This is a genomic window from Streptomyces sp. NPDC033216 (assembly GCF_055577115.1).
Genome location: NZ_JBVIQK010000028.1, coordinates 1 through 24,029, shown reverse-complemented (window position 1 = coordinate 24,029; position 24,029 = coordinate 1). Strand labels below are relative to the sequence as shown.

The 24,029-nt window shown below is 72.0% G+C and carries 16 protein-coding genes and 1 pseudogene; 12 read left to right on the top strand and 5 right to left on the bottom strand.

All coding sequences use genetic code 11. The annotated features are described in order from the left end of the window. Positions 1 to 3: 3 nt before the first annotated feature. The 3 genes from ACZ5Y0_RS32325 to ACZ5Y0_RS32315 form a co-directional block, all read right to left on the bottom strand. Entirely contained in the window at positions 4 to 744 is a 741-nt protein-coding gene (locus ACZ5Y0_RS32325) for an NADPH-dependent F420 reductase (RefSeq protein WP_469132251.1), read from the bottom strand. Positions 745 to 1,001: 257 nt separating this feature from the next. Next, positions 1,002 to 1,214 carry an EF-hand domain-containing protein gene (locus tag ACZ5Y0_RS32320; RefSeq protein WP_467520199.1) on the bottom strand — a complete coding sequence of 71 codons (213 nt, stop codon included), beginning with the start codon at positions 1,212 to 1,214 and terminating at the stop codon, positions 1,002 to 1,004. A 63-nt stretch (positions 1,215 to 1,277) separates the two neighbouring features. After that, positions 1,278 to 2,192 carry a helix-turn-helix domain-containing protein gene (locus ACZ5Y0_RS32315; protein ID WP_469132214.1) on the bottom strand — a complete coding sequence of 305 codons (915 nt, stop codon included), beginning with the start codon at positions 2,190 to 2,192 and terminating at the stop codon, positions 1,278 to 1,280. A 56-nt stretch (positions 2,193 to 2,248) separates the two neighbouring features. Here ACZ5Y0_RS32315 and ACZ5Y0_RS32310 point away from each other — a divergent pair, with 56 nt between their 5' ends. Next, complete coding sequence (locus ACZ5Y0_RS32310; protein WP_469132213.1) at positions 2,249 to 2,884, top strand: GNAT family N-acetyltransferase; 636 nt, start codon at positions 2,249 to 2,251, stop codon at positions 2,882 to 2,884. A gap of 74 nt (positions 2,885 to 2,958) precedes the next feature. On the opposite strand, the gene glgX is transcribed toward ACZ5Y0_RS32310, so the two are convergent. Further along, positions 2,959 to 5,193, bottom strand: a complete 2,235-nt coding sequence (glgX, locus tag ACZ5Y0_RS32305) for a glycogen debranching protein GlgX (RefSeq protein WP_469132212.1) — start codon at positions 5,191 to 5,193, stop codon at positions 2,959 to 2,961. Between the two features lie 152 nt (positions 5,194 to 5,345). On the opposite strand from glgX, the gene ACZ5Y0_RS32300 reads away from it, so the two are divergent. The 10 genes and pseudogenes from ACZ5Y0_RS32300 to ACZ5Y0_RS32255 all read left to right on the top strand — a co-directional run bounded on the left by ACZ5Y0_RS32300 (position 5,346) and on the right by ACZ5Y0_RS32255 (position 19,219). Continuing rightward, positions 5,346 to 6,590 carry a L,D-transpeptidase gene (locus ACZ5Y0_RS32300; protein ID WP_469132211.1) on the top strand — a complete coding sequence of 415 codons (1,245 nt, stop codon included), beginning with the start codon at positions 5,346 to 5,348 and terminating at the stop codon, positions 6,588 to 6,590. A gap of 167 nt (positions 6,591 to 6,757) precedes the next feature. Then, on the top strand, positions 6,758 to 7,999 hold the full coding sequence (locus ACZ5Y0_RS32295) for a L,D-transpeptidase (protein ID WP_469132210.1): 1,242 nt from the start codon (positions 6,758 to 6,760) through the stop codon (positions 7,997 to 7,999). Between the two features lie 158 nt (positions 8,000 to 8,157). Beyond that, positions 8,158 to 8,925 (top strand): enoyl-CoA hydratase/isomerase family protein, encoded by a 768-nt coding sequence (locus ACZ5Y0_RS32290; RefSeq protein ID WP_469132209.1) that lies wholly within the window; start codon positions 8,158 to 8,160, stop codon positions 8,923 to 8,925. A gap of 361 nt (positions 8,926 to 9,286) precedes the next feature. Then, on the top strand, positions 9,287 to 9,790 hold the full coding sequence (locus tag ACZ5Y0_RS32285) for an ATP-binding protein (protein WP_469132208.1): 504 nt from the start codon (positions 9,287 to 9,289) through the stop codon (positions 9,788 to 9,790). A gap of 163 nt (positions 9,791 to 9,953) precedes the next feature. Beyond that, the gene (locus tag ACZ5Y0_RS32280) at positions 9,954 to 11,747 is read left to right on the top strand and encodes an ABC transporter ATP-binding protein (protein WP_469132207.1); all 1,794 of its coding nucleotides are present in this window, start codon (positions 9,954 to 9,956) and stop codon (positions 11,745 to 11,747) included. Then, the gene (locus tag ACZ5Y0_RS32275) at positions 11,744 to 13,603 is read left to right on the top strand and encodes an ABC transporter ATP-binding protein (protein ID WP_469132206.1); all 1,860 of its coding nucleotides are present in this window, start codon (positions 11,744 to 11,746) and stop codon (positions 13,601 to 13,603) included. Before ACZ5Y0_RS32280 ends, ACZ5Y0_RS32275 begins: the two co-directional genes overlap by 4 nt. Before the next feature lie 20 nt (positions 13,604 to 13,623). Beyond that, positions 13,624 to 14,111, top strand: a pseudogene (locus ACZ5Y0_RS32270) (ABC transporter ATP-binding protein); the annotation flags it as partial. A 500-nt stretch (positions 14,112 to 14,611) separates the two neighbouring features. Then, positions 14,612 to 16,657: a M4 family metallopeptidase gene (locus ACZ5Y0_RS32265; RefSeq protein WP_469132205.1), complete on the top strand. Its 2,046-nt coding sequence runs from the start codon at positions 14,612 to 14,614 to the stop codon at positions 16,655 to 16,657. A gap of 310 nt (positions 16,658 to 16,967) precedes the next feature. Beyond that, positions 16,968 to 18,632, top strand: a complete 1,665-nt coding sequence (locus tag ACZ5Y0_RS32260; RefSeq protein ID WP_469132204.1) for a M4 family metallopeptidase — start codon at positions 16,968 to 16,970, stop codon at positions 18,630 to 18,632. A gap of 68 nt (positions 18,633 to 18,700) precedes the next feature. Beyond that, entirely contained in the window at positions 18,701 to 19,219 is a 519-nt protein-coding gene (locus ACZ5Y0_RS32255) for a DUF1990 domain-containing protein (RefSeq protein ID WP_469132203.1), read from the top strand. A 406-nt stretch (positions 19,220 to 19,625) separates the two neighbouring features. Here ACZ5Y0_RS32255 and ACZ5Y0_RS32250 read toward each other — a convergent pair whose 3' ends face one another. Further along, complete coding sequence (locus ACZ5Y0_RS32250) at positions 19,626 to 22,244, bottom strand: glycosyltransferase family 1 protein (protein WP_469132202.1); 2,619 nt, start codon at positions 22,242 to 22,244, stop codon at positions 19,626 to 19,628. Positions 22,245 to 23,249: 1,005 nt separating this feature from the next. On the opposite strand from ACZ5Y0_RS32250, the gene ACZ5Y0_RS32245 reads away from it, so the two are divergent. Further along, a partial coding sequence (locus ACZ5Y0_RS32245; protein WP_469132201.1) for a maltotransferase domain-containing protein occupies positions 23,250 to 24,029 on the top strand: 780 nt, incomplete at its 3' end.

The window sequence follows — 24,029 nt, the reverse complement described above, 5'->3', positions numbered from 1 at the left end:
GGCTCAGCCCCGGAAGGCCTCCGGGCGGTCCGGTGACGCCTCCGCCAGAGCCGTGGTGACCTCGTCGATCCCGCCGCGCAGGCCGTAGACGGGGGTGTCGGGCTGCTGGCGCCAGGAGTCGTCGATGCCGCCCGCGTCGACCGTGTCGAAGCCGAGTTCGTCGATCAGGGCCCGGACCTTCGCCTTGGCGGCCTCGTCGTCCCCCGCGACGGGCAGGGCCATGCGGCCGGGGGTGCCGGCCGGGAGGGGGCGGTCCAGGATGTCCTGCGCGTAGGTGCCGTTGAACGCCTTGATCACCGGGTGGCCGATGTGGCGCTCCGTCCAGCGGCTCTCCGTGATGCCCTCGTCCTCGATGGCGTCGATCCGGCCGTCGCGCTGCTGCGGGTAGTAGTTGCCCGTGTCGATGACGGCGACGCCCTCGGCGGCCTCGTCGAACAGACCCTTGGGCAGGTCCGGGACCGCCTTCAGCGGGACGGTGACCACCACGACCTCGGCTCCGCGGGCGGCCTCCTCGACCCGTACGGGCGTGGCGCCCGTCTCCTGGGCCAGCTCGGCGAGCGTGCGCGGGCCGCGGGAGTTGGCCACGGAGACGTCGTGCCCGAGGGCGGTGAGCCGTCGGGTGAGGTTGCCGCCGATGTTGCCCGCTCCGATGATGCCGATCTTCATGGCGCACCCTTCCAGGTAAGTATATGCCTGCGCATGTGTCTGACCGTCGGCGTCAACCTCGCCGGGAGGGCCGGCTATTCCTCGGTTGCGCCATCGGGATGCCGCCGGCCCGTTCGGAGCGGGTCCGCCCCGGTCGGCTCCGGTCGAAGCCGGCGTGGGATCGGGCGTCCGGAGCGGGGCGGCCCGGCGCAGGGAGCGGCCGCGCGTGGAAGAGCGGCGCGCGTCAGAAAGGGGCGCGCTGGGAGAGGCACGCGTGGAAGAGCGGCGCGCGTGAGAGAGGGGCGCCCCGGCGGACCGGGGCGCCCCTTCACCTCACCTGCCGGTGCAGGCCCTCGTCACTTGCTCAGGTAGACCCAGAACTCGTCGAACGACAGGACCTTGTCGCCGTCCAGGTCACGCGTCTTGATGACGGCCTCGGCGACCGTCTCGGTGACGTTCCAGTCGCCCCCCTGGGCGAGAGCGGTCTTGAACTCGGCCGCGGTGATGAAACCATCGCCGTCCGTGTCGATCCGCTGGAACTGCTTGCGTGCTTCTTCGATGTCCGCCACCGATCCGCCCCTCTTCGTCATACCTTGCGGTGCTGCGTTGCCGTCGTACTGACGCAGGTCAGATTAACGGTCCGGGTGAGCGCGCAGCGCCGCCACCACCCAGGCGAACTCCCGCTCGTACCCCGCGGCGGGTTCCGTACCGTTCAGGACGGCCGACAACTCCCGGTAACGGGCGACCCGGACGTTGGCAGCCGCGGTGAGCCGGTCCAGGACGGCGGCCCGGTCGGCGTCGCCGAGAAGGCCGCTCAGAACGCCGTCGGCCTCCGGGGAGCCGGGGGTGACGCCGTCGCGCAGGGCCTCACCGGCGAGCTGGATCAGCCGGCTCACGAACCACAGGGAGGTGCCCGCGGGCACCTCCGGCCCGCGGTCGGCCGCGTTGAACTCGACCATCCCGCGCATCAGGGTGCGGAACCGCGGGTCCTGGATCAGCTCCGCCAGCTCCACCCACGCGTCGACCTGTTCGGGCGTGGGGTCGTCGGGCAGCTCGGTGGCGTGGAGCCGCAGCCGGGTACGGATGTCGGGGTCGGCCGTGTCCAGGCCGTCGAAGATCTCCGCCAGGAACTCCTCGACGATCCGCCGTCGCTCGGCGGCCGACAGTCGTGCCAGCTTGTTCATCAGGGTCGTCTCCTCAGCGGTCGAGCCGCGTCGTGCCACGGTCGACAGCACCGCGCGGGTCACCTTCAGCGACCTGATCTGCGCGTCCAGGGCACTCACGTGGGTCGCCGCGACCCGCGCGACCGTGGTCTCCCCGGTCAGCACCCGGCGCACGGCGTCCAGGCCGAGGCCCAGCTCGCGCAGGGTGCGGATCAGCTCCAGGCGGGCGGCGGACCCGGCGTCGTAGAGCCGGTAGCCGCCCGCGCTGCGGGTGACGGGGGTCAGGACGCCCTCGTCGGACCAGTAACGGATGGTGCGCACGGTCAGGCCGGTGGTCCTGGCCAGCTCGCCGATGGTGAGAAGCCCGGTGCCGTCGTCGGTCATGTGTGTGAGTCTGGGCCTTCCAGCGGGTGGAGACTCAAGAAGCGGCAGGGAGCGCTGTGGAGACGTTGCGGGACATTCTCGACGCGGCGGCGCGGGGCGTGTTCCCGCCCGCGGACGGCCGTACGACGGTCGTGGCCCAGGACTGCGGGCGGGACGCGGGCGTGCTGTCCTTCACCGCGCACTCGGTCGTGTTCACCGACGAGGACCCGGAGTGGGTGCACGCGACGCTGCGCGCGACCGACTGCGACGCGCTGGCCGCGACGATGAACGCCCGCTTCCTGACGGCGTTCATGGACCGCACGGGCCGCCGGACGGACACCGTGGACGCGATGGTGGTGGGCTCCCCGCTCGCGGGCGGGCCCGAGGTGCGGCTCACGGAGATCGACGACCCGGACCATCCGCGGGTGGTCAGCTCGCGCAGGCGGCGCGACGACGTGCGGGTGTGGGCGGCGGACGGCGGGGTGCTGGTCCTGGGCCGCGGGATCGGCGGGCGGCTGGAGGTCGCCGTCGAGGTCGACGAGGACGTACGGCACCGTGGGCTGGGGCGGGCCCTGGTGACGGCGGCCCGGCAGCTGGCCGGCGGCGAGCCGGTGTGGGCGCAGATCTCGCCGGGCAACGCCCGCAGCATGCGGGCGTTCCAGGCGGCGGGATACACCCCGGTGGGGGCCGAGGCGCTCCTCACCGCCCGCTAGCGGGGTCGGTCGGTGCCGGGCCCCGACGGGCGGGTCGCTCTCGCGGCCGCTCATGTTCTCCAGGCGGGACGCCGTCAGGACGTCACCTTGAGCAGGAGGACCGAGCGGGCCGGGATCGTCACCCCGGCCCCCGCCCGGTGTATGACCGCCGGAGCGGCCCCCTGGTCCTCGCGGGAGGTGTCCACCACGACCTCGTAGCGGTCGGCCCACGGCGGGCCCGGCAGGACGAAGTCGGCAGGGCGGTCCCCCGCGTGCAGGAGGGCGAGGAAGCTGTCGTCCGTGATCGGGGCGCCCCGTTCGTCGCGGCCCGGGATGTCCCGCCCGGAGAGATACATGCCGAGCGTGGCCGCGGGCGCGTACCAGTCCCGTTCCGTCATCTCGGTGCCGCGCGCCGTGAACCAGGCCAGGTCCCGCAGGCCGTCCGCCGAGTGGGCCCGGCCGGAGAAGAACGCCCGGCGGCGCAGGACGGGATGCCGGTGGCGCAGGGCGATCAGGCGGGCGGTCAGGTCGTACAGGCCCTTCCAGCCGGGGTCCTCCAGCAGGGTCCAGTCCAGCCAGCTGATCTCGTTGTCCTGGCAGTACGCGTTGTTGTTGCCGCGCTGGGTGCGGCCCAGTTCGTCGCCCGCCACCAGCATCGGCACCCCCGTCGACAGCAGCAGCGTGGTCATGAGGTTGCGCAGCTGCCGCCGCCGTAGCGCCCGGACCCGCTCGTCGTCCGTCTCGCCCTCGGTCCCGCAGTTCCAGGCGCGGTTGTCGTCCGTGCCGTCCCGGTTGCCCTCCCCGTTCGCCTCGTTGTGCTTGCGCTCGTAGGAGACGAGGTCGCGGAGGGTGAACCCGTCGTGGGCCGTGACGAAGTTGACGGAGGCGTAGGGGCGACGGCCGCCCCAGGCGTACAGGTCGCTCGAACCCGACAGGCGGTAGCCCATCTCACGGACGTCCGGCAGGGCGTGCCGCCAGAAGTCGCGTACGGCGTTGCGGTAGCGGTCGTTCCACTCGGTCCACAGCGGGGGGAACGCGCCCACCTGGTAGCCGCCCGACCCGACGTCCCAGGGTTCCGCGATCAGCTTCACCCGCCGCAGCACCGGGTCCTGCGCGATCACCGCGAGGAACGGCGACAGCATGTCCACGTCGTGCATGGAGCGGGCCAGGGCGGCGGCCAGGTCGAAGCGGAAGCCGTCGACGCCCATCTCCGTCACCCAGTAGCGCAGCGAGTCGGTGATGAGGCGCAGCACGTGCGGCTGGACCACGTGCAGGGTGTTGCCGCAGCCCGTGTAGTCGGCGTACCGGCGGGCGTCCGACTGCAACCGGTAGTAGCCGCGGTTGTCGATTCCCTTCAACGACAGCGTCGGTCCCAGCTCGCCCGCCTCCGCGGTGTGGTTGTAGACCACGTCGAGGATGACCTCGATGCCGGCCGCGTGCAGCGCGCGCACCATCCTCTTGAACTCGCCGACCTGTCCGCCGGTCGTCCCGGCGGAGGCGTATCCGGCGTGCGGGGCGAAGTAGCCGACCGAGTTGTAGCCCCAGTAGTTGCGCAGTCCCCTGCGCAACAGGTGGTCCTCGTGGGCGAACTGGTGGACCGGGAGCAGCTCGACGGCCGTGACGCCCAGGTTCACCAGGTGCTCGACCGCCGCCGGGTGCGCCAGACCGGCGTAGGTACCGCGCAGTTCCTCCGGGACGCCGGGATGCCGCATGGTGAAGCCGCGCACGTGCAGCTCGTAGATGACCGAGTCGGCCCAGGGGGTCTTGGGCCGGCGGTCGTCGGCCCAGTCGTCGTCGTCGTGGACGACGACGCCCTTGGGGACGTGCGGCGCGGAGTCCCGTTCGTCGCGGACGGTGTCGGCGACCTGCTGCTGGGGCCAGTCGCGGACGTGCCCGTACACCTCGGGCGGCAGGCCGAACTCGCCGTCCACGGCGCGGGCGTACGGGTCGAGGAGCAGCTTCGCCGGGTTCCAGCGGGCGCCGGTCCACGGGTCCCAGCGGCCGTGCACCCGATAGCCGTAGCGCTGACCGGGCATCACGCCGGGCACGAAGCCGTGCCAGATCTCGTGCGTGAGTTCGGTCAGCCGTGCACGGGTCTCACGGCCCTGTTCGTCGAAGAGGCACAGCTCGACGGCCTCCGCGCCGCCCGCCCACAGGGCGAAGTTGGTGCCGGCGACTCCGTCGGGGCCGACCCGGAAGCGGGCGCCGAGCGGCGTGGACGCGCCCGGCCACACGGGTACGCCGGGCGTCCTGCGAGGTGCCCCGTTCACGACGGCGGACGCGGCGGGGCGCGCCTTCGCCACCGCCTCCTGTTCGGCTGCGCTGGACACCGTTCAGCCTCCCGCGGCTCATGGCACGACGCGGGTCCGGGGCGTGCGGCGGCCCGACCGCTGCTCCCCTCGGCGTCGTCCTCCCCCCTGTTCTGCCCAGCGCGTGCCTCGCACTCACGTTTCCCGGAGCGGGGCCCGTCGTTGGGCACCGCGTGAGGCACGTAACTGGGCGCGCACGGCGCGCGGTGGTCGCACTGGCCGCCGTACTGACATGGGCAGGACTGCTGGCGGGAGCCGCCGGATGCAGCGGGGACGGCAGGAACGGGCTCGACCGTGCGCCGGGCGGACCCCCGGGGTCCGGGGACGCCATCCGGGTCACCCCGCGGGACGGCAGCAGGGAGGTGCGCCCCGGCCAGGCGCTGCGGGTCCGGGTGCCGGACGGGCGCCTGGAGTCGGTGCGGGTCCGCACATCGCAGGACGCGCAGGAGGTCGCGGTGCCGGGGCGGATCTCCGCGGACGGCCGCGAGTGGGCTCCGCGGGACGACCGGCTCGCGCTCGCCGCCCGCTACACCGTCGACGCGGTCGCGGTGGACGGGGACGGGCACCGCTCGGCCCGGCACACCACGTTCACGACGTACGTCCCCGAGGAGCGCTTCATCGGGTACGTCACGCCGGAGAACCGGGCAACGGTCGGCACCGGGATGATCGTGTCCCTGGAGTTCAACCGGGAGATCGAGAACCGTGCCGCCGTCGAGCGCGCCGTGCACGTGACCGCGGAGCCGGCCGTCGAGGTCCGCCCGCACTGGTTCGGCACCTCCCGGCTCGACTTCCGCCCCGAGCACTACTGGAAGCCCGGCACCCGCGTCACCGTCTCCCTGCGCCTGCGCGACGTCGAGGGCGCGCCCGGCGTCTACGGGCTCCAGTACCGCACGTTCTCCTTCAGCGTCGGCCGCCACCAGGTCTCCCTCGTCGACGCCGCCGACCACACCATGCAGGTGAGGCGCGAGGGCGAGCTGCTCGCCACCGTGCCCATCACCGCCGGGGCCCCGAAGACGACGACGTACAACGGCAAGATGGTCGTCACGGAGATGCTCGAGCTGACCCGGATGGACGGCGCCACGGTCGGCTTCAAGAAGAAGAACGGCAAGGGCGAGTACGACATCCCGGACGTGCCCCACGCCATGCGGCTCACCGAGTCCGGCACCTTCCTGCACGGCAACTACTGGGCGTCGCCCGAGGCCTTCGGGCGGGTCAACCTCAGCCACGGCTGCGTGGGCCTCAGGGACGTGAAGGGCGGCGGCGCGGACACGCCCGCGGGCTGGTTCTTCGACCGCAGTCTCGTCGGGGACGTCGTCGAGGTGGTCCGCAGCGAGGACAAGACGGTCGCGCCCGACAACGGGCTCGGTGGCTGGAACATGAACTGGGAGGAATGGAGCGCCGGCAGCGCGGTGAACTGACCTTCGACTGTCCCTTCCCGCTCCCCTCTCCGCCCATGGTCCAAGTTGGGACTGAACGGTGACATTCCGGGGTCACCAGGGCCCCTGACCATGTGGTTAATATGCGCGCAGCGCAGCGGACGTGCCTGCGTGCGGGCCTCAAGGGCCCGGGGGAGGGGAGAACGAACTTGAACGTGCGACCGATATCGGGGGCATCGGTTGGCGGGCGCCCACGCGGCCGTGACAAGCGGGTGGCGCTGATCGCCGGAGGACTGCTGCTGGCCCTCACGGCCTGCGGCGGCGGGGCCTCCGGCTCGGAGAAGACGAAGGACGACAAGGGCGCGGGCGCCGCGACCGCGGCGAGCGGGCAGTCGGAGGCGGTCGTCTCGATCGCTCCCGAGGACGGCGCCAAGTCGGTCGACACCGACGGCGCCCTCAAGGTGACGGCCGCCAAGGGCAAGCTGACCGAGGTCGTCGTCAAGGACGCCGAGGGCGTGAAGGTCGACGGCACGATCTCGGCGGACGGCGCCGGCTGGACGCCGAGCACGCATCTGGCCGCCGCCACCAAGTACCAGGTGCACGCGGTCGCGAAGGACTCCGAGGGCCGTACGGCCGCCGAGGACGCGTCCTTCACCACGCTGACGCCGGAGAACACCTTCGTCGGGACCTTCACGCCTGAGGACGGCTCCACCGTCGGTGTCGGCATGCCGTTCTCGGTGCGCTTCACGCGGGGCATCACCGCGCCGGACGACGTCGAGAAGGCCATCAGGATCAAGACGGTCCCGGCCGTCGACGTCCAGGGCCACTGGTTCGGCAACGACCGCCTCGACTTCCGGCCCGAGAAGTACTGGAAGGCCGGCACCAAGGTGACGGTGGAACTGAACCTCGACGGCGTCGAGGGCCGCAAGGGCGTCTACGGCGAGCAGTCCAAGACGGTGTCCTTCACCATCGGCCGCGACCAGGTGTCCGTCGTGGACGCCAAGAAGCACACCATGCAGGTCATGCAGGAGGGCAAGGTCGTCAAGACCATCCCGGTCACCACCGGCAAGGCCGGCTACGCCACCTGGAACGGCCAGATGGTCATCAGTGAGAAGTTCACGGTGACCCGCATGAACGGCGACACGGTCGGCTACGACGGTGAGTACGACATCAAGGACGTCCCGCACGCCATGCGGCTCACCGACTCCGGCACCTTCGTGCACGGCAACTACTGGGGCGGCGACGCCTTCGGCAACTACAACGCCAGCCACGGCTGCATCGGCCTGCGGGACGTGCGCGGCGGCTACGACAGCGGCGTACCGGCCGCCTGGTTCTTCAACCACTCGATGACCGGTGACGTGGTGGTCGTGAAGAACTCCACCGACCCGACGGTCAACCCGGCCAACGGCCTCAACGGCTGGAACATCCCGTGGGCGGAGTGGACCAAGTAGGTTCCGCGCGCGGCGGGCCCGGTGCCGTGACCCACGGCACCGGGCCCGCCGTCGTCAGTCGCCGTGCGGCACCCCCTGGGGGGCGACCCCCACACCCCCAGCCGCCTGTGACCGACCACACCGAACCCGGTCCCGTTAGTCGCCGTTAACCTGCTGGCATGACCGTGAATCTCGAAGTCGCCGAGGGCGTCGGCACGCTGCGCCTGGACCGCCCGCCCATGAACGCGCTGAACGTCGCCACGCAGGACCGGCTCAAGGAACTCGCCGAGGAGGCGGGCCGCCGTGACGACGTGCGGGCCGTCGTCGTGTACGGCGGCGAGAAGGTGTTCGCGGCGGGCGCGGACATCAAGGAGATGCAGCCCATGGACCACACGGCGATGGTCCTGCGCGCCCGAGCCCTCCAGGACGCCTTCACGGCGGTGGCCCGCATCCCCAAGCCGGTGGTGGCGGCCGTGACCGGATACGCGCTGGGCGGCGGCTGCGAGCTGGCGCTCTGCGCGGACTTCCGGATCGCCGCCGACGACGCGAAGCTGGGCCAGCCGGAGATCCTGCTCGGTCTGATCCCGGGCGCGGGTGGCACCCAGCGGCTGTCCCGGCTCATCGGCCCGTCCAAGGCGAAGGACCTGATCTTCACCGGACGGACGGTGAAGGCGGACGAGGCGCTGAGGCTGGGCCTGGTGGACCGGGTGGTCCCGGCCGCCGAGGTGTACGCGCAGGCGCACGCGTGGGCGGCGAAGCTGGCGCAGGGTCCGGCGATCGCGCTGCGGGCGGCCAAGGAGTCGATCGACACCGGTCTGGAGACGGACATCGAGACCGGCCTCGCGGTGGAGCGGAACTGGTTCGCGGGCCTGTTCGCGACCCCCGACCGGGAGATCGGCATGCGCAGCTTCGTGAAGGAAGGGCCGGGCAAGGCGAAGTTCCAGTAGGCCGCGTTTCCGGCGCGTTCGGGACGAGGCCGTTGTGAGACTCGTCCCGTCGAATCCCGCTGCGACTGCTTGCGATTGACGGGGTGTCTCGTCCCGGCCCGCCTCCGGGGCTCGTCCCGGTCGCGGGCCGGGTCCCTCGATGGGGCGGTTCACGGGGGGCTTGAGGCGACCTTGAGCCTGCCGCGGCGAGGGACCTCGGCAATCACCTGCGGATGAGACGTCGACGCTGCTCAGCGAGGCTGCACCAGGCCCCTGACCGCCTCTGGCGCAGGGTTGCCGATGAGGGCGGAATGAGGGCTTCCGGGGGGCGCATTCCCCCGGAACGGCCCCGCGCGACGCCTTGGGCCGCCATGATGGGGCAATGGCGGGGCTGGAGGGTATCGAACCGCCGCGGGGGCACGGGCGTGTGGCCGCGGCACGCTGGTCGCCTGCGGTCGAGGACGAACAGGCGCTCAAGGCACTCGAGTTGTTCGGCGATCCCACGGACGCCGAGGTCCAGCTGCCGTCCCGCCCCGAATCCGCCGCCACGGCCCGGCGCCTCACCCAGGTCGTCGTCCTCCGGCGCTGGCAGCTCACCCCCAAGATGACCGAGGACGCCGTCCTGCTCGTCTCGGAACTCGTCGGCAACGCCGTCCGCCACACCGGTGCCCGCGTCTTCGGGCTGCGCATGCGCAGGCGGCGCGGCTGGATCCGCGTCGAAGTCCGAGACCCCTCACGAGGGCTGCCCTGCCTGATGCCGGTCCAGGAGACGGACGTCAGCGGCCGGGGACTGTTCCTCGTCGACAAGCTGTCCGACCGCTGGGGCGTCGACCTGCTGCCGCGCGGCAAGACGACCTGGTTCGAGATGCGGGTGGCCGACCGCTGACCGGCCGGTCCTTTCGGCCGATGGGATGACGTCGGCCCTGCGACCGGTCCCCGCCCCGCCCGGTTCGCGGGCTCGAACGCGCAGGTCGTAGGTCTGAAGACCGAGCCCGGTCCGGCCGAAACTCGGTGGGCGTCGTCAGTGGCGATCCGTAGGCTCGCCACTGATGCCCACGACACATGCACCCACCAAGGATCGTTCCGCCGTACGGACGCTGCTGCGCCTGTGGCCGTATGTGCGGCCCGTCCGGGTGCGGTTGTTCACCGCCGCGGCCGTCGCGGTCGTCGCCTCCTGCACGGGACTGGTGATCCCGCTGGTGCTGAAGTGGTTGGTGGACGGGCCGGTCGCGGACCGGGACCCGGCGGGCGTCCGGCTCGGCGCGTCGTACCTGCTGCTGCTCGGGATCGCCGAGGCGGTCCTGTTCGGGTTGCGGCGCTGGCTGGTGGCTCGACCGCTGTCACATGTCGAGGCGGAGATGCGGGCCGATCTGTACCGGCATCTGCAACGGCTGCCGGTGGCCTTCCACGACCGGTGGGCGTCCGGGCAGCTGCTGTCGCGGGGCACCACCGATCTGATGCTGCTGCGCATGTTCCTCGCCTTCCCGCTGACGTTCCTGCTGGTCAACGGAGTGACGATCCTCGTCGGCGTGACGATCATGCTGCTTCAGGACTGGTCGCTCGGGCTGGTCGTCCTCGGACCCGCGATCCCCGTGATGGTCATGTGCGTGATCTTCGAGAACCGGTACGCGCGCGTGGCGCGAAGCGCCCAGGACCAGGTGGGCGACCTGACGACGGTCGTCGAGGAGAGCGTCCTCGGCATCCGGATCATCAAGGGATTCGGCCGGCACCGCAGCCAGGCGCGGGCGTTCCGCGAGCTGTCCTCCGCGCTGCGCGGGACGGAACTGCACAAGGCGCGGCTGCTGGCGACGATCTGGGCGGTCATCGTGACCCTGCCCGAGCTGGCGATCGGCGCCGCGCTGGTGCTGGGAACGGTGCAGGTGGCGGACGGCGAGCTGTCCGCGGGAACGCTGGTCGCCTTCCTCTCCACGGCACTGGCCCTGCGCTGGCCGGTGGACTCCATCGGCTTCCTGCTGGCGATGAGCCAGGAGGCGGCGACGGCGACGGAACGGTACTTCGAGGTGATGGACGCGGAGCCGGAATCGTCCGTCGACACGAAGCAGCGTGCGGCGGCACCGGACCCGGCACCGGGAGGCGACGGCCTGCGCTTCCACGGTGTCACCTTCCGTTACCCCGACGCAGAGCCCGGTTCCCCTCCCGTTCTGGACCGGGTCGACCTGCACATCCGGCCCGGGGAGTCCATGGCACTCGTGGGGGCCACCGGGAGTGGGAAGACGACGCTCACCGCGCTCGTGCCCCGACTGCACGAGGTGACCTCCGGGCGCATCACGCTCGACGGGGAGGACATCACCGCGATGCCCCGCGAGGAGCTGCGCGCGAGGGTCGCCGTCGCGTTCGAGGAGCCGACGCTGTTCTCCGCGAGCGTCGGGGAGAACGTGCTGATGGGCGCCGGCGGTCACGCGGACGACGGCGACCTGGAGCGGGCCCTGGCCGTCGCGCAGGCCGAGTTCGTGCACGCCCTGCCACAGGGCACCCGGACCCAGGTCGGTGAGCAGGGGCTGAGCCTGTCCGGCGGGCAGCGGCAGCGCCTCGCGCTGGCGCGGGCGGTCGTGGGCCGGCCCCGGTTCCTCGTGCTCGACGACCCGCTGTCCGCACTGGACGTCCACACGGAGGCCGCCGTGGAGGCCGCGCTGCGCCGCGTCCTCGCCGACACGACCGCGCTGATCGTGGCCCACCGGCCGTCCACCGTGCTGCTCGCCGACCGCGTCGCCCTGCTGTCCGGCGGCCGCGTCACCGCCGTGGGCACGCACCACGAGCTGCTCCGCACCAGCGCCGAGTACGCCCATCTGATGTCCGGGGACCAGGAGGCCGACCGCCGATGACCGCGCCCACGACCGCCTCCCCCACCGCCGCGGCCGACCAGGACCTGACGGCCGAAAAGGAGCAGGCCGACGCCTTCGACCGGGACGTCCTGCCCACCCCGCCGGGCGCCACCGGCACACTGCTGCGCTCACTGCTCGCGCCGATGAAGGGCCGCGTCGCCCTCACCACGTTCCTGCTGCTGCTCCAGCAGGCGGCCGTGCAGGCGGGCCCGCTGCTGGTGGCGTACGCCATCGACCGTGCCGTGCCGGCGTTCCGGGAGGACGACCTGGGGCCGCTGGTCGCGGTGGGCGTCGGCTATCTGGGGTGCGCGCTGGCCGGCGGCGGGCTCCAGTACGCGTTCCTGATCGCGTCCGCCCGCGTCAACCAGGACGTACTGCTGGATCTGCGCGGGCGGATCTTCCGGCACGCGCAGGCACTGAGCATCGACTTCCACGAGCGCTACACCTCGGGCCGGCTCATCTCCCGTTCCACCACCGATGTGGAGTCGCTGCGCGAACTGCTCAGCGAGGGCCTCCAGGAGCTGGTGACGGTCGTCCTGTCCTTCCTGTTCATCTCGGCGATGCTGCTCTGGCTGGACCTGGGTCTCGGCGCGGTGGCGGTGGCGTCGTTCGGGCCGCTGTACCTCCTCGTCCGCGCGTACCAGCGGCGCGCGGGGCGGGTGTTCACGGCGCGGTCGAGCGCCATCGCGGCGGTGATCGTGAAGTTCGTGGAGACGGTGAACGGCATCCGGCCGGTGCGTGCCTTCCGCCGCGAGGCCGCCAACGAGGCCGATTTCCGGGTCCTCAACCAGCGCCACGAGCGGACCAACGGCGACGCGCTCCTGGAGATGGCCCGGTACGTCGTCGGCTCCCGGCTGGTCGCCAACACCGCCGTCGCGCTGATCGTGCTGTGGGGCGCCCAGCGGGTGGCGGACGGCTCGCTGGCGCTGGGCGTGCTGGCCGCGGCGGTGCTGTATCTGCGGCGGCTGTACGACCCCATCGACCGGCTCGGCATGTTCCTCAACTCCTACCAGTCGGCGGCGGCCTCCCTGGAGAAGATCGCGGGGCTGCTGGCCCAGGAGCCGTCCGTGCCCGAGCCGACCGCGCCCCGGGAGCTTCCGGCCCGCCGGTCGGGCATGCCGGGCCGCGAGGTCGTCTTCGACGGTGTCGGCTTCGGCTACCGCACCGGCGGCGAGGTGCTGCCCCGCCTCGACCTCACCCTGCCCGCCGGGCAGACCGTCGCCGTGGTCGGCACGACCGGCGCCGGGAAGTCCACCCTGGCCAAGCTCCTCGCCCGCTTCTACGACCCGACGGCGGGCCGGGTCCTCCTCGACGGCGTCGACCTGCGCGACCTGGCGACGGCCGAACTGCGGCGCGGGGTGGTCATGGTGACGCAGGAGGCGTTCCTGTTCTCCGGCACGGTCGCCGAGAACATCGCGATCGGGCGGCCGGACGCGAGCCGGGAGGACATCGAGCGGGCGGCGAAGGCGCTCGGCGCGCACGAGTTCATCAGCGCCCTGCCCGACGGCTATGACACGGACGTCCGCAGGCGCGGCGGCCGCATCTCCGCCGGACAGCGCCAACTCGTGGCGTTCGCACGGGCGTTGCTCGCGGATCCGGCGGTGTTGATCCTCGACGAGGCGACCAGCTCGCTCGACGTGCCCGGCGAACGGGCCGTGCAGGCGGCGATGGCGACGGTGCTGAAGGGCCGTACGGCGGTGGTGATCGCGCACCGGCTGTCGACCGTGGAGGTCGCCGACCGGGTGCTCGTGATGGAGCACGGACGGATCGTGGAGGACGGCACCCCGGACGAACTCGTCGCGGGTGCCGGCCGGTTCGCCGACCTGCACCGCGCCTGGCGGGACAGTCTCGCCTGAGGGCCGGACGGACGCGGAGGCTGCCGATCGACGTCCACGCCGACCCCGGCACGCCCGACTGCCGGGGAGGCTGGTCGTACCTGTGGTGGCTGACCTGTCGGCAGCCTGGTCGGGCGCTGGCGGGAGCGGTGCCGGCCAGCGTCTGGATGGTGCTGATGGCGGTCGTGCCCTACCTGATGTCGAAGGCGGTCGACGACGACCTGGAACGCGGTGACACCGCCGCGCTGGCGGGCTGGACGGCCGCGTTCTTCCTGGTGGGGCGTTCAACTCCTGGGTGAGCATCATGCGGCACCGCACGATGACCCGGCTGCGCATGGACGCCGACTTCCGCACGGTGAAGGTGGTCGTCAGGCACGCGGTCCGGCTGGGCGCCGCGCTGCCGCGCCGGATCGGGGCCGGGGAGGTCGTCACGATCGGCGTCGGCGACGTGCGGACCATCGCCACGTCCTGCACCGCCGACGCGCCCGCGGGTCCTGCGGCGCTGTGCGTGGGCCGCGCGCCGGCCGGCACGGTCAGCCCGCCCGGCGCGACCCGCACACCGGATGCCGGTCCCCGTGGCCGCACAGGGCCGCACGGTCATCGCCATCGCCCACCGGCTGACACCGCGCACGACGCGGACCGGGTGGCCGTGATGGAGAACGGCCGGGTGACCGAACTCGGCACGCCCGAGGAGCTGGTGCACACGGGCGGGGGGTACGCGGCGCTGTGGGGCACGTGGCACGGGGAGCGGCGGGACGTGGAGGACCTCCCGTACGGCAGCGGGGCGACCCGCCGTGATCGGATCCGTATATCGAACATGAACTCCCGGACAACGAACCGTTTTCCGGCCAACTTCCTGACGCGCTCCTGACAGATAGCGCTGTCGGCTGCCACTCTTCCCACTGCTACTGCACAGCAACCCCACAGCTTCACCCGTTCTGCGTACGGCCCTAGTTGTGCCCGCGCGGCCCACCCGCCGTGCGGTCTCCCCCGGCCGCGTGACCCGCGGCCGCGCAGAAGGAGTCAGTGTTGAGCAGCAGTCCCTCTCGCAGACGCACCTCCCACACCCCCTCCCGGAGAGCCGCGGCCTTCGCCCTCGTCGGCGTCTCCGCGCTCATCGCCGCCGCCGTGCAGTCCGGCGCCGCGACGGCCGCCCCCGAGCAGTCACCGCGCGCGGTCGGCCAGGCGATACCGGGCTCCGAGTCGGTCCGCCTCACCCCCGCCCAGCGCGCCGAGCTGATCCGCGACGCGAACGCCGGCAAGGCGCAGCAGGCCAGGGAACTGGGCCTGGGCGCCAAGGAGGCGCTCGTCGTCCGGGACGTCGTCAAGGACGCCGACGGCACGGTCCACACCCGCTACGAGCGCACCTACGCGGGCCTGCCGGTCCTCGGCGGCGACCTGGTGGTCGAGAGCACCCCGGCCGGTGCGACGGAGTCCGTGGTCAAGGCCACTCGCGCGGCCATCAAGCCGGCCACCACCACGGCCAAGGTGCCCGCGGCCAAGGCCGAGGCCCAGGCGCTGTCGGCGGCGAAGGCGGAGGGCGCCAAGAACCCCGACGTCAACCGCGCGCCCCGGAAGGTGATCTGGGCCGCGAACGGCACGCCGACCGTGGCCTACGAGACGGTCGTCGGCGGGTTCCAGCACGACGGCACCCCGCAGGAACTGCACGTCGTCACGGACGCCACCACGGGCGCCAAGCTGTACGAGTGGGAAGCCATCGAGACCGGGACCGGCAACACGGTGTACAGCGGCCAGGTCACCATCGGCAGCACGCAGTCCGGGTCGACGTACAACCTCACCGACGGCACCCGCGGCGGTCACAAGACCTACAACCTCAACCGCGGCACCTCCGGCACCGGCACCCTCTTCTCCGGCCCCGACGACGTCTGGGGCAACGGCAGCCCGTCGAACCTGGAGTCGGCCGGCGCCGACGCCGCCTACGGCGCCCAGCTGACCTGGGACTACTACAAGAACGTGCACGGGCGTTCCGGCATCCGCGGCGACGGGGTCGGCGCGTACTCCCGCGTCCACTACGGCAACAACTACGTGAACGCGTTCTGGTCGGACAGCTGCTTCTGCATGACGTACGGCGACGGCTCCGGCAACGCCAACCCGCTGACGTCGATCGACGTGGCCGCGCACGAGATGACCCACGGGCTCACCTCCAACACGGCCGGGCTCAACTACAGCGGCGAGTCCGGCGGACTGAACGAGGCGACGTCGGACATCTTCGGCTCGACCGTCGAGTTCTACGCCAACAACTCCTCCGACATCGGTGACTACCTCATCGGCGAGGAGATCAACATCAACGGCGACGGCACGCCGCTGCGCTACATGGACAAGCCGAGCAAGGACGGCTCGTCCAAGGACAGCTGGTACTCCGGCCTCGGCTCGATCGACGTGCACTACTCCTCGGGCCCGGCGAACCACTTCTTCTACCTGCTGAGCGAGGGCAGCGGCACCAAGACCATCAACGGTGTCACGTACAACTCGCCCACCTCGGACGGGCTGCCGGTGACCGGCATCGGCCGGGCCAAGGCGGAGAAGATCTGGTTCCGCGCGCTGACCACGAAGTTCACCTCGACCACCAACTACGCCGCGGCCCGCACCGGCACGCTCGCGGCGACCGGTGAGCTGTACGGCACGACGAGCGCCGAGTACACGGCGGTGCAGAACGCGTGGGCGGCCATCGCGGTCGGCGCGCGGCCCGGTGGCGGCGGTGGCGGCACCTCCTTCGAGAGCACCACCGACGTATCGATTCCGGACAACGGCGCGGCGGTCACCTCGCCGATCACCGTCTCCGGCCGGACGGGCAACGCGCCGTCGAACCTCGCGGTGGCGGTCGACATCGTCCACACCTACATCGGTGACCTCCAGGTGCAGCTGCTCGCCCCCGACGGCACGGCGTACACGCTGAAGGCGTACGGCACCGGCGGGAGCGCGGACAACATCAACACCACGTACACGGTGAACGCGTCGTCCGAAGTCGCCAACGGTGTCTGGACCTTGCGGGTCCAGGACAACGCGGCCGCGGACACCGGCTACATCAACAGCTGGAAGCTGACCTTCCCGTAGGTCGCCGCCAGGGGGCCGCACCCGAGCCCACCCCCCACCCGCAGGACGCCGCCCCGGAGCTTCGGCCCCGGGGCGGCGTCCTCTTTTTGCCGGCGGATTACCCGCTCCCTGTCGGCCTTTGACCGAGGTCACGTCCGTTCACATGGCGGCAATGTTCACTGGTTGGTCGATTTTCGGCCAACATCACTTTGGGGTCCTGACATGTACGCGACCCGGATGCCACTCTTCCTGTCACCCGCCGCACAACTTCACAGCCGTCACGGCCGGCACCCCAAGCCGCCCGGACACCCCCCACACCCAAGGAGCTTGTGTGACCTCCCTCTACGCGCGTCACAAGCGCACCACCCTGGCCATCGCGACCGCCGTCGCGGCCGGAGCCCTCGTCACGACCGGACTCACCTCCGGCAGCGCCGCCGCCCAGACCCCCACCGACGCGACGGCCGCGAAGCCTCTCGCCGTCCCGACCACGCTGGCCCCGGCCGTCCGTACCGCCCTGATCCAGGACAAGCAGGCGGACGCCGGCTCGACCGCGCAGGAGATAGGCCTCGGCGCCCAGGAGAAGCTGGTCGTCCGCGACGTCGTCAAGGACGCCGACGGCACGGTCCACACCCGCTACGAGCGCACCTACGCGGGCCTGCCGGTCCTCGGCGGCGACCTGGTCGTCCACGAGTCGGCCACCGGCGCGAGCAAGGGCGTCACCAAGGCGACGAACGCCACCATCAAGGTCGCCTCGACCACCCCGGCCGTCGCCGCCGGCAAGGCCGAGAGCCAGGCGCTGTCGCTGGCGAAGGCGGCGGGCTCCGACGACACGGAGGCCTCTCAGGCACCCCGCAAGGTGATCTGGGCGGGCAACGGCAGCAAGCCGGTCCTGGCCTACGAGACCGTCGTCGGCGGCCTCCAGGAGGACGGCACCCCCAACGAGCTGCACGTCATCACCGACGCGGCCTCCGGCGAGAAGCTGTACGAGTACCAGGGCATCGAGACCGGCACCGGCAAGAGCCTCTACTCCGGCACGGTCACCCTCGGCACGGCTCTGTCCGGCTCGACGTACCAGCTGTACGACACCTCGCGCGGCGGCCACAAGACGTACAACAAGGCGCGCAGCACGACCAGTTCGGCGGGCACGCTGTTCACCGACGCCGACAACGCCTGGGGCACCGGCGCGGCCTCGAGCTCCACCTCGGACCAGACGGCGGCGGTCGACGCGGCCTACGGCGCCCAGACCACCTGGGACTTCTACAAGAACACCTTCAACCGCAACGGCATCAAGAACAACGGCGTGGCCGCGTACTCCCGCGTCCACTACGGCAACGCCTACGTCAACGCCTTCTGGGACGACAGCTGCTTCTGCATGACGTACGGCGACGGCACGAGCAACACGCACCCGCTGACCTCGCTGGACGTGGCCGGCCACGAGATGACCCACGGCGTCACCTCGAACACGGCGGGCCTGAACTACTCCGGCGAGTCCGGCGGCCTGAACGAGGCCACGTCCGACATCTTCGGCACGGCGGTCGAGTTCTACGCGGCGAACTCCTCGGACCCCGGTGACTACCTCATCGGCGAGAAGATCAACATCAACGGCGACGGCACCCCGCTGCGCTACATGGACCAGCCGAGCAAGGACGGCGGCTCGGCCAACTACTGGTCCTCGTCGCTGAAGAACCTGGACGTGCACTACTCGTCCGGGCCCGCGAACCACTTCTTCTACCTCCTCTCCGAGGGCAGCGGCTCGAAGACGATCAACGGGGTGAGCTACAACTCCCCGACCTACAACGGCTCGACGGTCACCGGCATCGGCCGCGCCAAGGCGGTCCAGATCTGGTACAAGGCGCTGACGTCGTACATGACGTCGACGACCACGTACGCGGGCGCCCGCACGGCGACCCTGAGCGCGGCGTCCGCGCTGTACGGCTCCACCAGCACGGAGTACAAGGCGGTCGCGGCCGCCTGGACGGCGGTCAACGTCGCCTGATCGCTCGACGGACATGGGGCGGCACCCGGGAGGAAGGCGTTCCGGGTGCCGCCCTACTCTTGGGTCCCATGTCAGTTGGGGACTTCACGTACGAGGACGTCGGCGCCACGCGCGAGCCCGGCTTCTGCCCGCCCGGCTTCCACGCCCTGCGCGTGCGCACGCGCCTCGGCGAGGGCGAGCAGGTCTTCCGCCGCGCCGCCGAGGCGGTCCTCACCTGGGAGATGCACCGCACCCTCGGCGTCGGCATCGAGGCGAGCGCCGACCGCGCGGCCCCCGATGTGGATGTCACGGTCACCCTGGGCGGCGTCATCAAGGCGCCCTGCCGCGTCGTCTGGACGATGGAGGAACGCCGCCGCGCCGGCTGGGCGTACGGCACACTGGCGGGCCACCCGGAATCCGGCGAGGAGTCCTTCGTCGTCGACCGCACGGGCGACGGCACGGTCTGGCTGACGGTGTCGGCGTTCAGCCGACCGGCCAAGTGGTACGCCCGAGCGGGCGGCCCCGCGACACGGCAGTTGCAGCAGGCCTACGCCCGCAGGTGCGGGGCGGTGCTGCGGGGGCTGGTCACGGCGGGCCCGAAGGAGTAGCAGGGAGGGGCGTCCGGCGGCTCACCTGTTTGCATTCGATCAGGTGCAGTGATGTACACCTGCGCATACATGCCACTTCCCGCCTTCCGCCGAGCCTGCCGCCCTCGAGCGGAAGTGCGCGGCGCGACCCTGCGGCCCGTGGCACTTCCGCACCTCCCCGTGGCCACTGAGGACACGTCGCGCAGTGACTTCGCCAGATGGGCGGTCGTCCTTCCGGTCACGAAAGGGCTCGACCGCGGGCTCCTCGGTGGTCTTGCGGGCTCCGTCGATGTCGTGGGACGTCTCGAAGGCCGGCGCCGAAGTGCTCACCCTGCGCGAACACACCGTAGGCATCCAGGCAGTACGGAACGGGCCCCACGGCGACCACACGCACCGTAGGACCCGCCCTCACCTCACGTCACCCCCCTTACCGCATCAGCACCCCCGCCCCCTCCACCAGCTCCTCCGAAGGCCCCGCGACCAACCCCAACTCCGCCCCCGAGGCGAGCAGCGGGTGGTCCGGCAGGATGCGGACCGTGTAGCCGTAGGGGCCCGTGCGGTCGAGGGAGAGGGGGCCCTCGTAGACCCAGCGGCCCTCCAGGTCGGGGCCGCCCAGGGGTTTCAGGGGGACCGCCGTGCCGTCCGTGATCCGGTCCTCCGCGTCGACGCGGCCGGAGACGGCCTGGACCTCGACGTCGTCGGGAGTGAGTTCCCCCAGCCGCAGGCGGACCCGCAGGGCCAGCGTCGTGCCGAGTTCGGCGGTCGGGGCGGCCGCGGAGGTCTCGACGTGGTCGACGGCGACGGCGTGCCAGGCGGCGCGCACCCTCGCCTTCCAGGTCGCCAGGTCGCGGGCCGTGTCCGGGTCGAGTGCGCGGTGGGCCTGGGCCGCCGGGGTGTAGAGCCGTTCGACGTACTCGCGGACCATACGGCCGGCCAGCACCTTCGGGCCGAGGAGGGTGATGGTCTGGCGGACCATCTCGATCCAGCGGTCGGGCAGCCCGCCTTGGCCGCGCTCGTAGAAGCGCGGGGTGACGCGCTGTTCCAGCAGGTCGTACAGCGCCGCCGCCTCGATGTCGTCACGGTGGTCGGCGTCGGTGCCGGAGCCGTCGGCGGTGGGGATGGCCCAGCCGAAGTCGGGCTGGAACCACTCGTCCCACCAGCCGTCCAGGACGGAGAGGTTGAGGCAGCCGTTGAGCGCCGCCTTCATGCCGGAGGTGCCGCAGGCCTCCAGCGGGCGCAGCGGATTGTTCAGCCAGATGTCGCAGCCGGGGTACAGCTTCTGCGCCATGGCCATGCCGTAGTCGGGGAGGAAGACGATGCGGTGGCGGACGCGGGGGTCGTCGGCGAACCGGACGAGTTCCTGGACGAGGCGCTTGCCGCCGTCGTCCGCGGGGTGCGCCTTGCCGGCGACGACGATCTGGACGGGCCGCTCGGGGTGCAGGAGCAGGTCCATCAGCCGGTCCCGGTCCCGCAGCATCAGGGTGAGCCGCTTGTACGACGGGACGCGGCGCGCGAACCCGATGGTGAGGACGTCGGGGTCGAGCACGCCGTCGATCCAGCCCAGCTCGGCCGTGCCCGCGCCGCGCTGCCGCCAGGAGGCGCGCAGCCGCCGCCGTACCTCCACGACGAGCTGTTCGCGCAGGTCGCGGCGGAGGTCCCAGATGTCCTGGTCGGCGATCCCGGCGACGGAGTTCCAGCGGTCGGAGTCGCCGGCGCTCAGCGCGTCCTCGGCGCGCGGGGCGCCGGTCTCCCGGGCGCCCAGCCGGAGCACCTCGGGGGCCACCCAGGTCGGGGCGTGCACGCCGTTGGTGACGGAGGTGATCGGGACTTCCTCGGGGTCGAACCCGGGCCACAGGCCGGCGAACATCTCCCGGCTGACCTGGCCGTGCAGGAGGGAGACGCCGTTGGCGCGCTGGGCGAGGCGCAGGCCCATCACGGCCATGTTGAAGAGGTTGGGTTGGCCGCCCGGATAGGTCTCCATGCCCAGGTCGAGGATGCGGCCGACGTCGATGCGCGGGAGTTCCGCGCCGGGTCCGAAGTGCCGGGCGACCAGTTCGCGGTCGAAGCGGTCGATGCCGGCCGGTACGGGGGTGTGCGTGGTGAAGACCGTTCCGCCGCGGACCGCCTCCAGGGCGGAGTCGAAGTCGAGCCCCTCGTCGCACAGCTCGGCGATCCGTTCCACGCCGAGGAACCCGGCGTGCCCCTCGTTGGTGTGGAAGACCTCGGGCGCGGCGTGTCCGGTCAGCCGGCAGTACGTGCGTACCGCCCGGACACCCCCTATGCCGAGGAGCATCTCCTGGAGCAGCCGGTGTTCGCTGCCGCCGCCGTAGAGCCGGTCGGTCACCCCGCGTTCGCCGAGGTCGTTCTCCTCGACGTCGGAGTCGAGCATCAGCAGCGGTACCCGGCCGACCTGGGCCAGCCAGATCCGGGCGTGCAGTTGTTTTCCGCCGGGAAGGGCGAGGGAGACCTGGGCGGGCGTGCCGTCGTCCTCCTTCAGCTGGGTCACCGGCAGTTCGTTGGGGTCGAGGACGGGATAGTGCTCCTGCTGCCAGCCGTCGCGGGAGAGCGTCTGGCGGAAGTATCCGTGCCGGTAGAGCAGCCCGACCCCGATGAGGGGGACGCCCAGGTCGCTGGCGGCCTTCAGGTGGTCGCCGGCGAGGATGCCGAGGCCGCCGGAGTACTGGGGCAGGGCGGCGGTGACGCCGAACTCCGGGGAGAAGTAGGCGACGGCGGAGGGCAGGTCGGCGGACTGTTCCTGGTACCAGCGGTCGCCGGTCACATAGGCGTGCAGGTCGTCGGCGGCGGCGGTCAGCCGGCTCAGGAAGTGGCGGTCCTCGGCCAGTTCCCGGAGGCGTGCGGCACGTACGCCGCCGAGCAGCCGTACGGGGTCGCCGCCCGCGGCCGCCCAGTGTTCGGGGTCGACGGACCGGAAGAGTTCACGGGTTTCCGCGTGCCATGACCAGCGCAGATTGCGCGCGAGGTCACTGAGCGGCCGGAGGGGTTCGGGGAGAAGGGGTCGGACAGTGAATCGACGGATCGCCTTCACATTCCACCTCGGCGTGCGTGAGGAGTGGGCGCACGGCAGTGTGCGTCAACGTCTCTCATGACGGTACCGGCGTCGGCGCCGGACTTGCTGGAGGCCGCCGCCGCCGGGCCCGTACTTCGGCCCTCGACGGGGCTTCCCACGCCCCGCCGTACGATCCGGTCGCCCCGCCCGGCTCACCCGGACGCCCTGACCGGCGCCCCGGAGCCCCCGAGTGCGCCCCTTTATGGCCGATTCCACCCCCGCGGGCCACCTTGTGACACTTCGCGCCGCAGGAGAGGCTGCGAGGGGCGCACCCGGCACCGTCGTCGTGCGCCGAGTCGAGGAGGGGAACTCGGACCATGGCCCGGACGTGTGATCGGCGTAGGTGTCGTCTCGGCAGGCGATCACCGCCGGCGCGACCGACCGCGAAGAGGCCCGCGTCGCCTCCTCCCCGCACGGCTCGGGGCTCGGTCCGTTCGCCCCAGGTGCGTCCAGCACGTCGCGGGCCGCACGAGCGGTACGGGGCGCGCGACCTCTTCCGGTGCGTCGTGGCGGCGCCGCGCGCGGCCGGCGCGGTCGCGCCGTACCGTGCCGCACAGCCGAGGGCCCTGTCCGCTCACGATGGAACGAGCGCTGGTCGGAGGGCCACGAACGGCAAGATGTCCGGCCGGGGCGCCGGTTCACCGGACAGGTTCCCGCGGGTCCCGCGCCCCGCGGAACTGCCGCCCGGACGAGGTCGGACTTTGTGAATTCATACGCGCGAGCAGTTAACAACGGGCCGGATTGCTCACCCGAATAGGGTGGGAAGGCTCCTCCGGTACAACGATCCGTACGACCAGAGCGCGCCGTACGACGAGAGCACGCCGTGCGACGCGCCCGACCCCGGCATCCGCCCGCCGGGCCGCGCCCCGGCGCGCCCGGCTCCCGGCAGGCCCCGCAGTACCCGGCACCATCCACCCCGTAAGTCGCAGGACCCACCTCCCCACATCCATCCGCCCACCCTCGTTGATGCGGACAGGAGCGGTCATGCCCGCCACGCACCACTCGTCAGCACCCCCGACACCCCCTCGCACCGCAGCACCACCCTCCGTGCGTCCCAGCGCCGGACCGCCGGCCCCGGAGCGATCCTCCGCGGGTGACGGGACCGCCGTGGGGCGCATACCCGTACTCGACGTCCGGCCTGTCGTCCAGGGCGGCCGCCGGCCCGCCAAGGCGGTCACCGGGGAGACCTTCCAGGTCTCGGCCACGGTGTTCCGCGAGGGCCACGACGCCGTCGCCGCCAACGTCGTGCTGCGCGATCCCGACGGCCGTCCCGGCCCCTGGACGCCGATGCGCGAGCTGGCCCCCGGCACCGACCGCTGGGGCGCCGACGTCACCCCGGACGCGCCGGGCCGCTGGACGTACACCGTTCAGGCCTGGGGCGACCCGGTCAGCACCTGGCGGCACCACGCGCGCATCAAGATCCCGGCGGGCATCGACACCGATCTGGTGCTGGAGGAGGGCGCCCGGCTCTACGAGCGCGCCGCCGCCGCACTGCCCGAGGCGGACGCCGGGACCCGGGCGAAACGGGACGTCCTGCTCGCCGCCGTCGACGCCCTGCGCGACGAGTCCCGCCCGGCCGCCTCCCGGCTGGCGGCCGCCCTGGACCCCGACGTGGACACCGTCCTGGCCCGCCATCCGGTGCGGGAGCTGGTGACCGAGTCGGAGACGCTGCCCCTGCTGGTGGAGCGGGAGCGGGCGCTGTACGGCTCCTGGTACGAGTTCTTCCCGCGCTCGGAGGGGACGCCGGAGCGTCCGCACGGCACG

Coding starts and splice junctions, on each gene's coding strand:
- ACZ5Y0_RS32315 (WP_469132214.1), bottom strand. CDS start 2,192: ATGACCGACGACGGCACCGGGCTTCTCACCATCGGCGAGCTGGCCAGG.
- ACZ5Y0_RS32290 (WP_469132209.1), top strand. CDS start 8,158: ATGACCGTGAATCTCGAAGTCGCCGAGGGCGTCGGCACGCTGCGCCTG.
- ACZ5Y0_RS32285 (WP_469132208.1), top strand. CDS start 9,287: ATGGCGGGGCTGGAGGGTATCGAACCGCCGCGGGGGCACGGGCGTGTG.
- ACZ5Y0_RS32280 (WP_469132207.1), top strand. CDS start 9,954: ATGCCCACGACACATGCACCCACCAAGGATCGTTCCGCCGTACGGACG.
- ACZ5Y0_RS32275 (WP_469132206.1), top strand. CDS start 11,744: ATGACCGCGCCCACGACCGCCTCCCCCACCGCCGCGGCCGACCAGGAC.
- ACZ5Y0_RS32255 (WP_469132203.1), top strand. CDS start 18,701: ATGTCAGTTGGGGACTTCACGTACGAGGACGTCGGCGCCACGCGCGAG.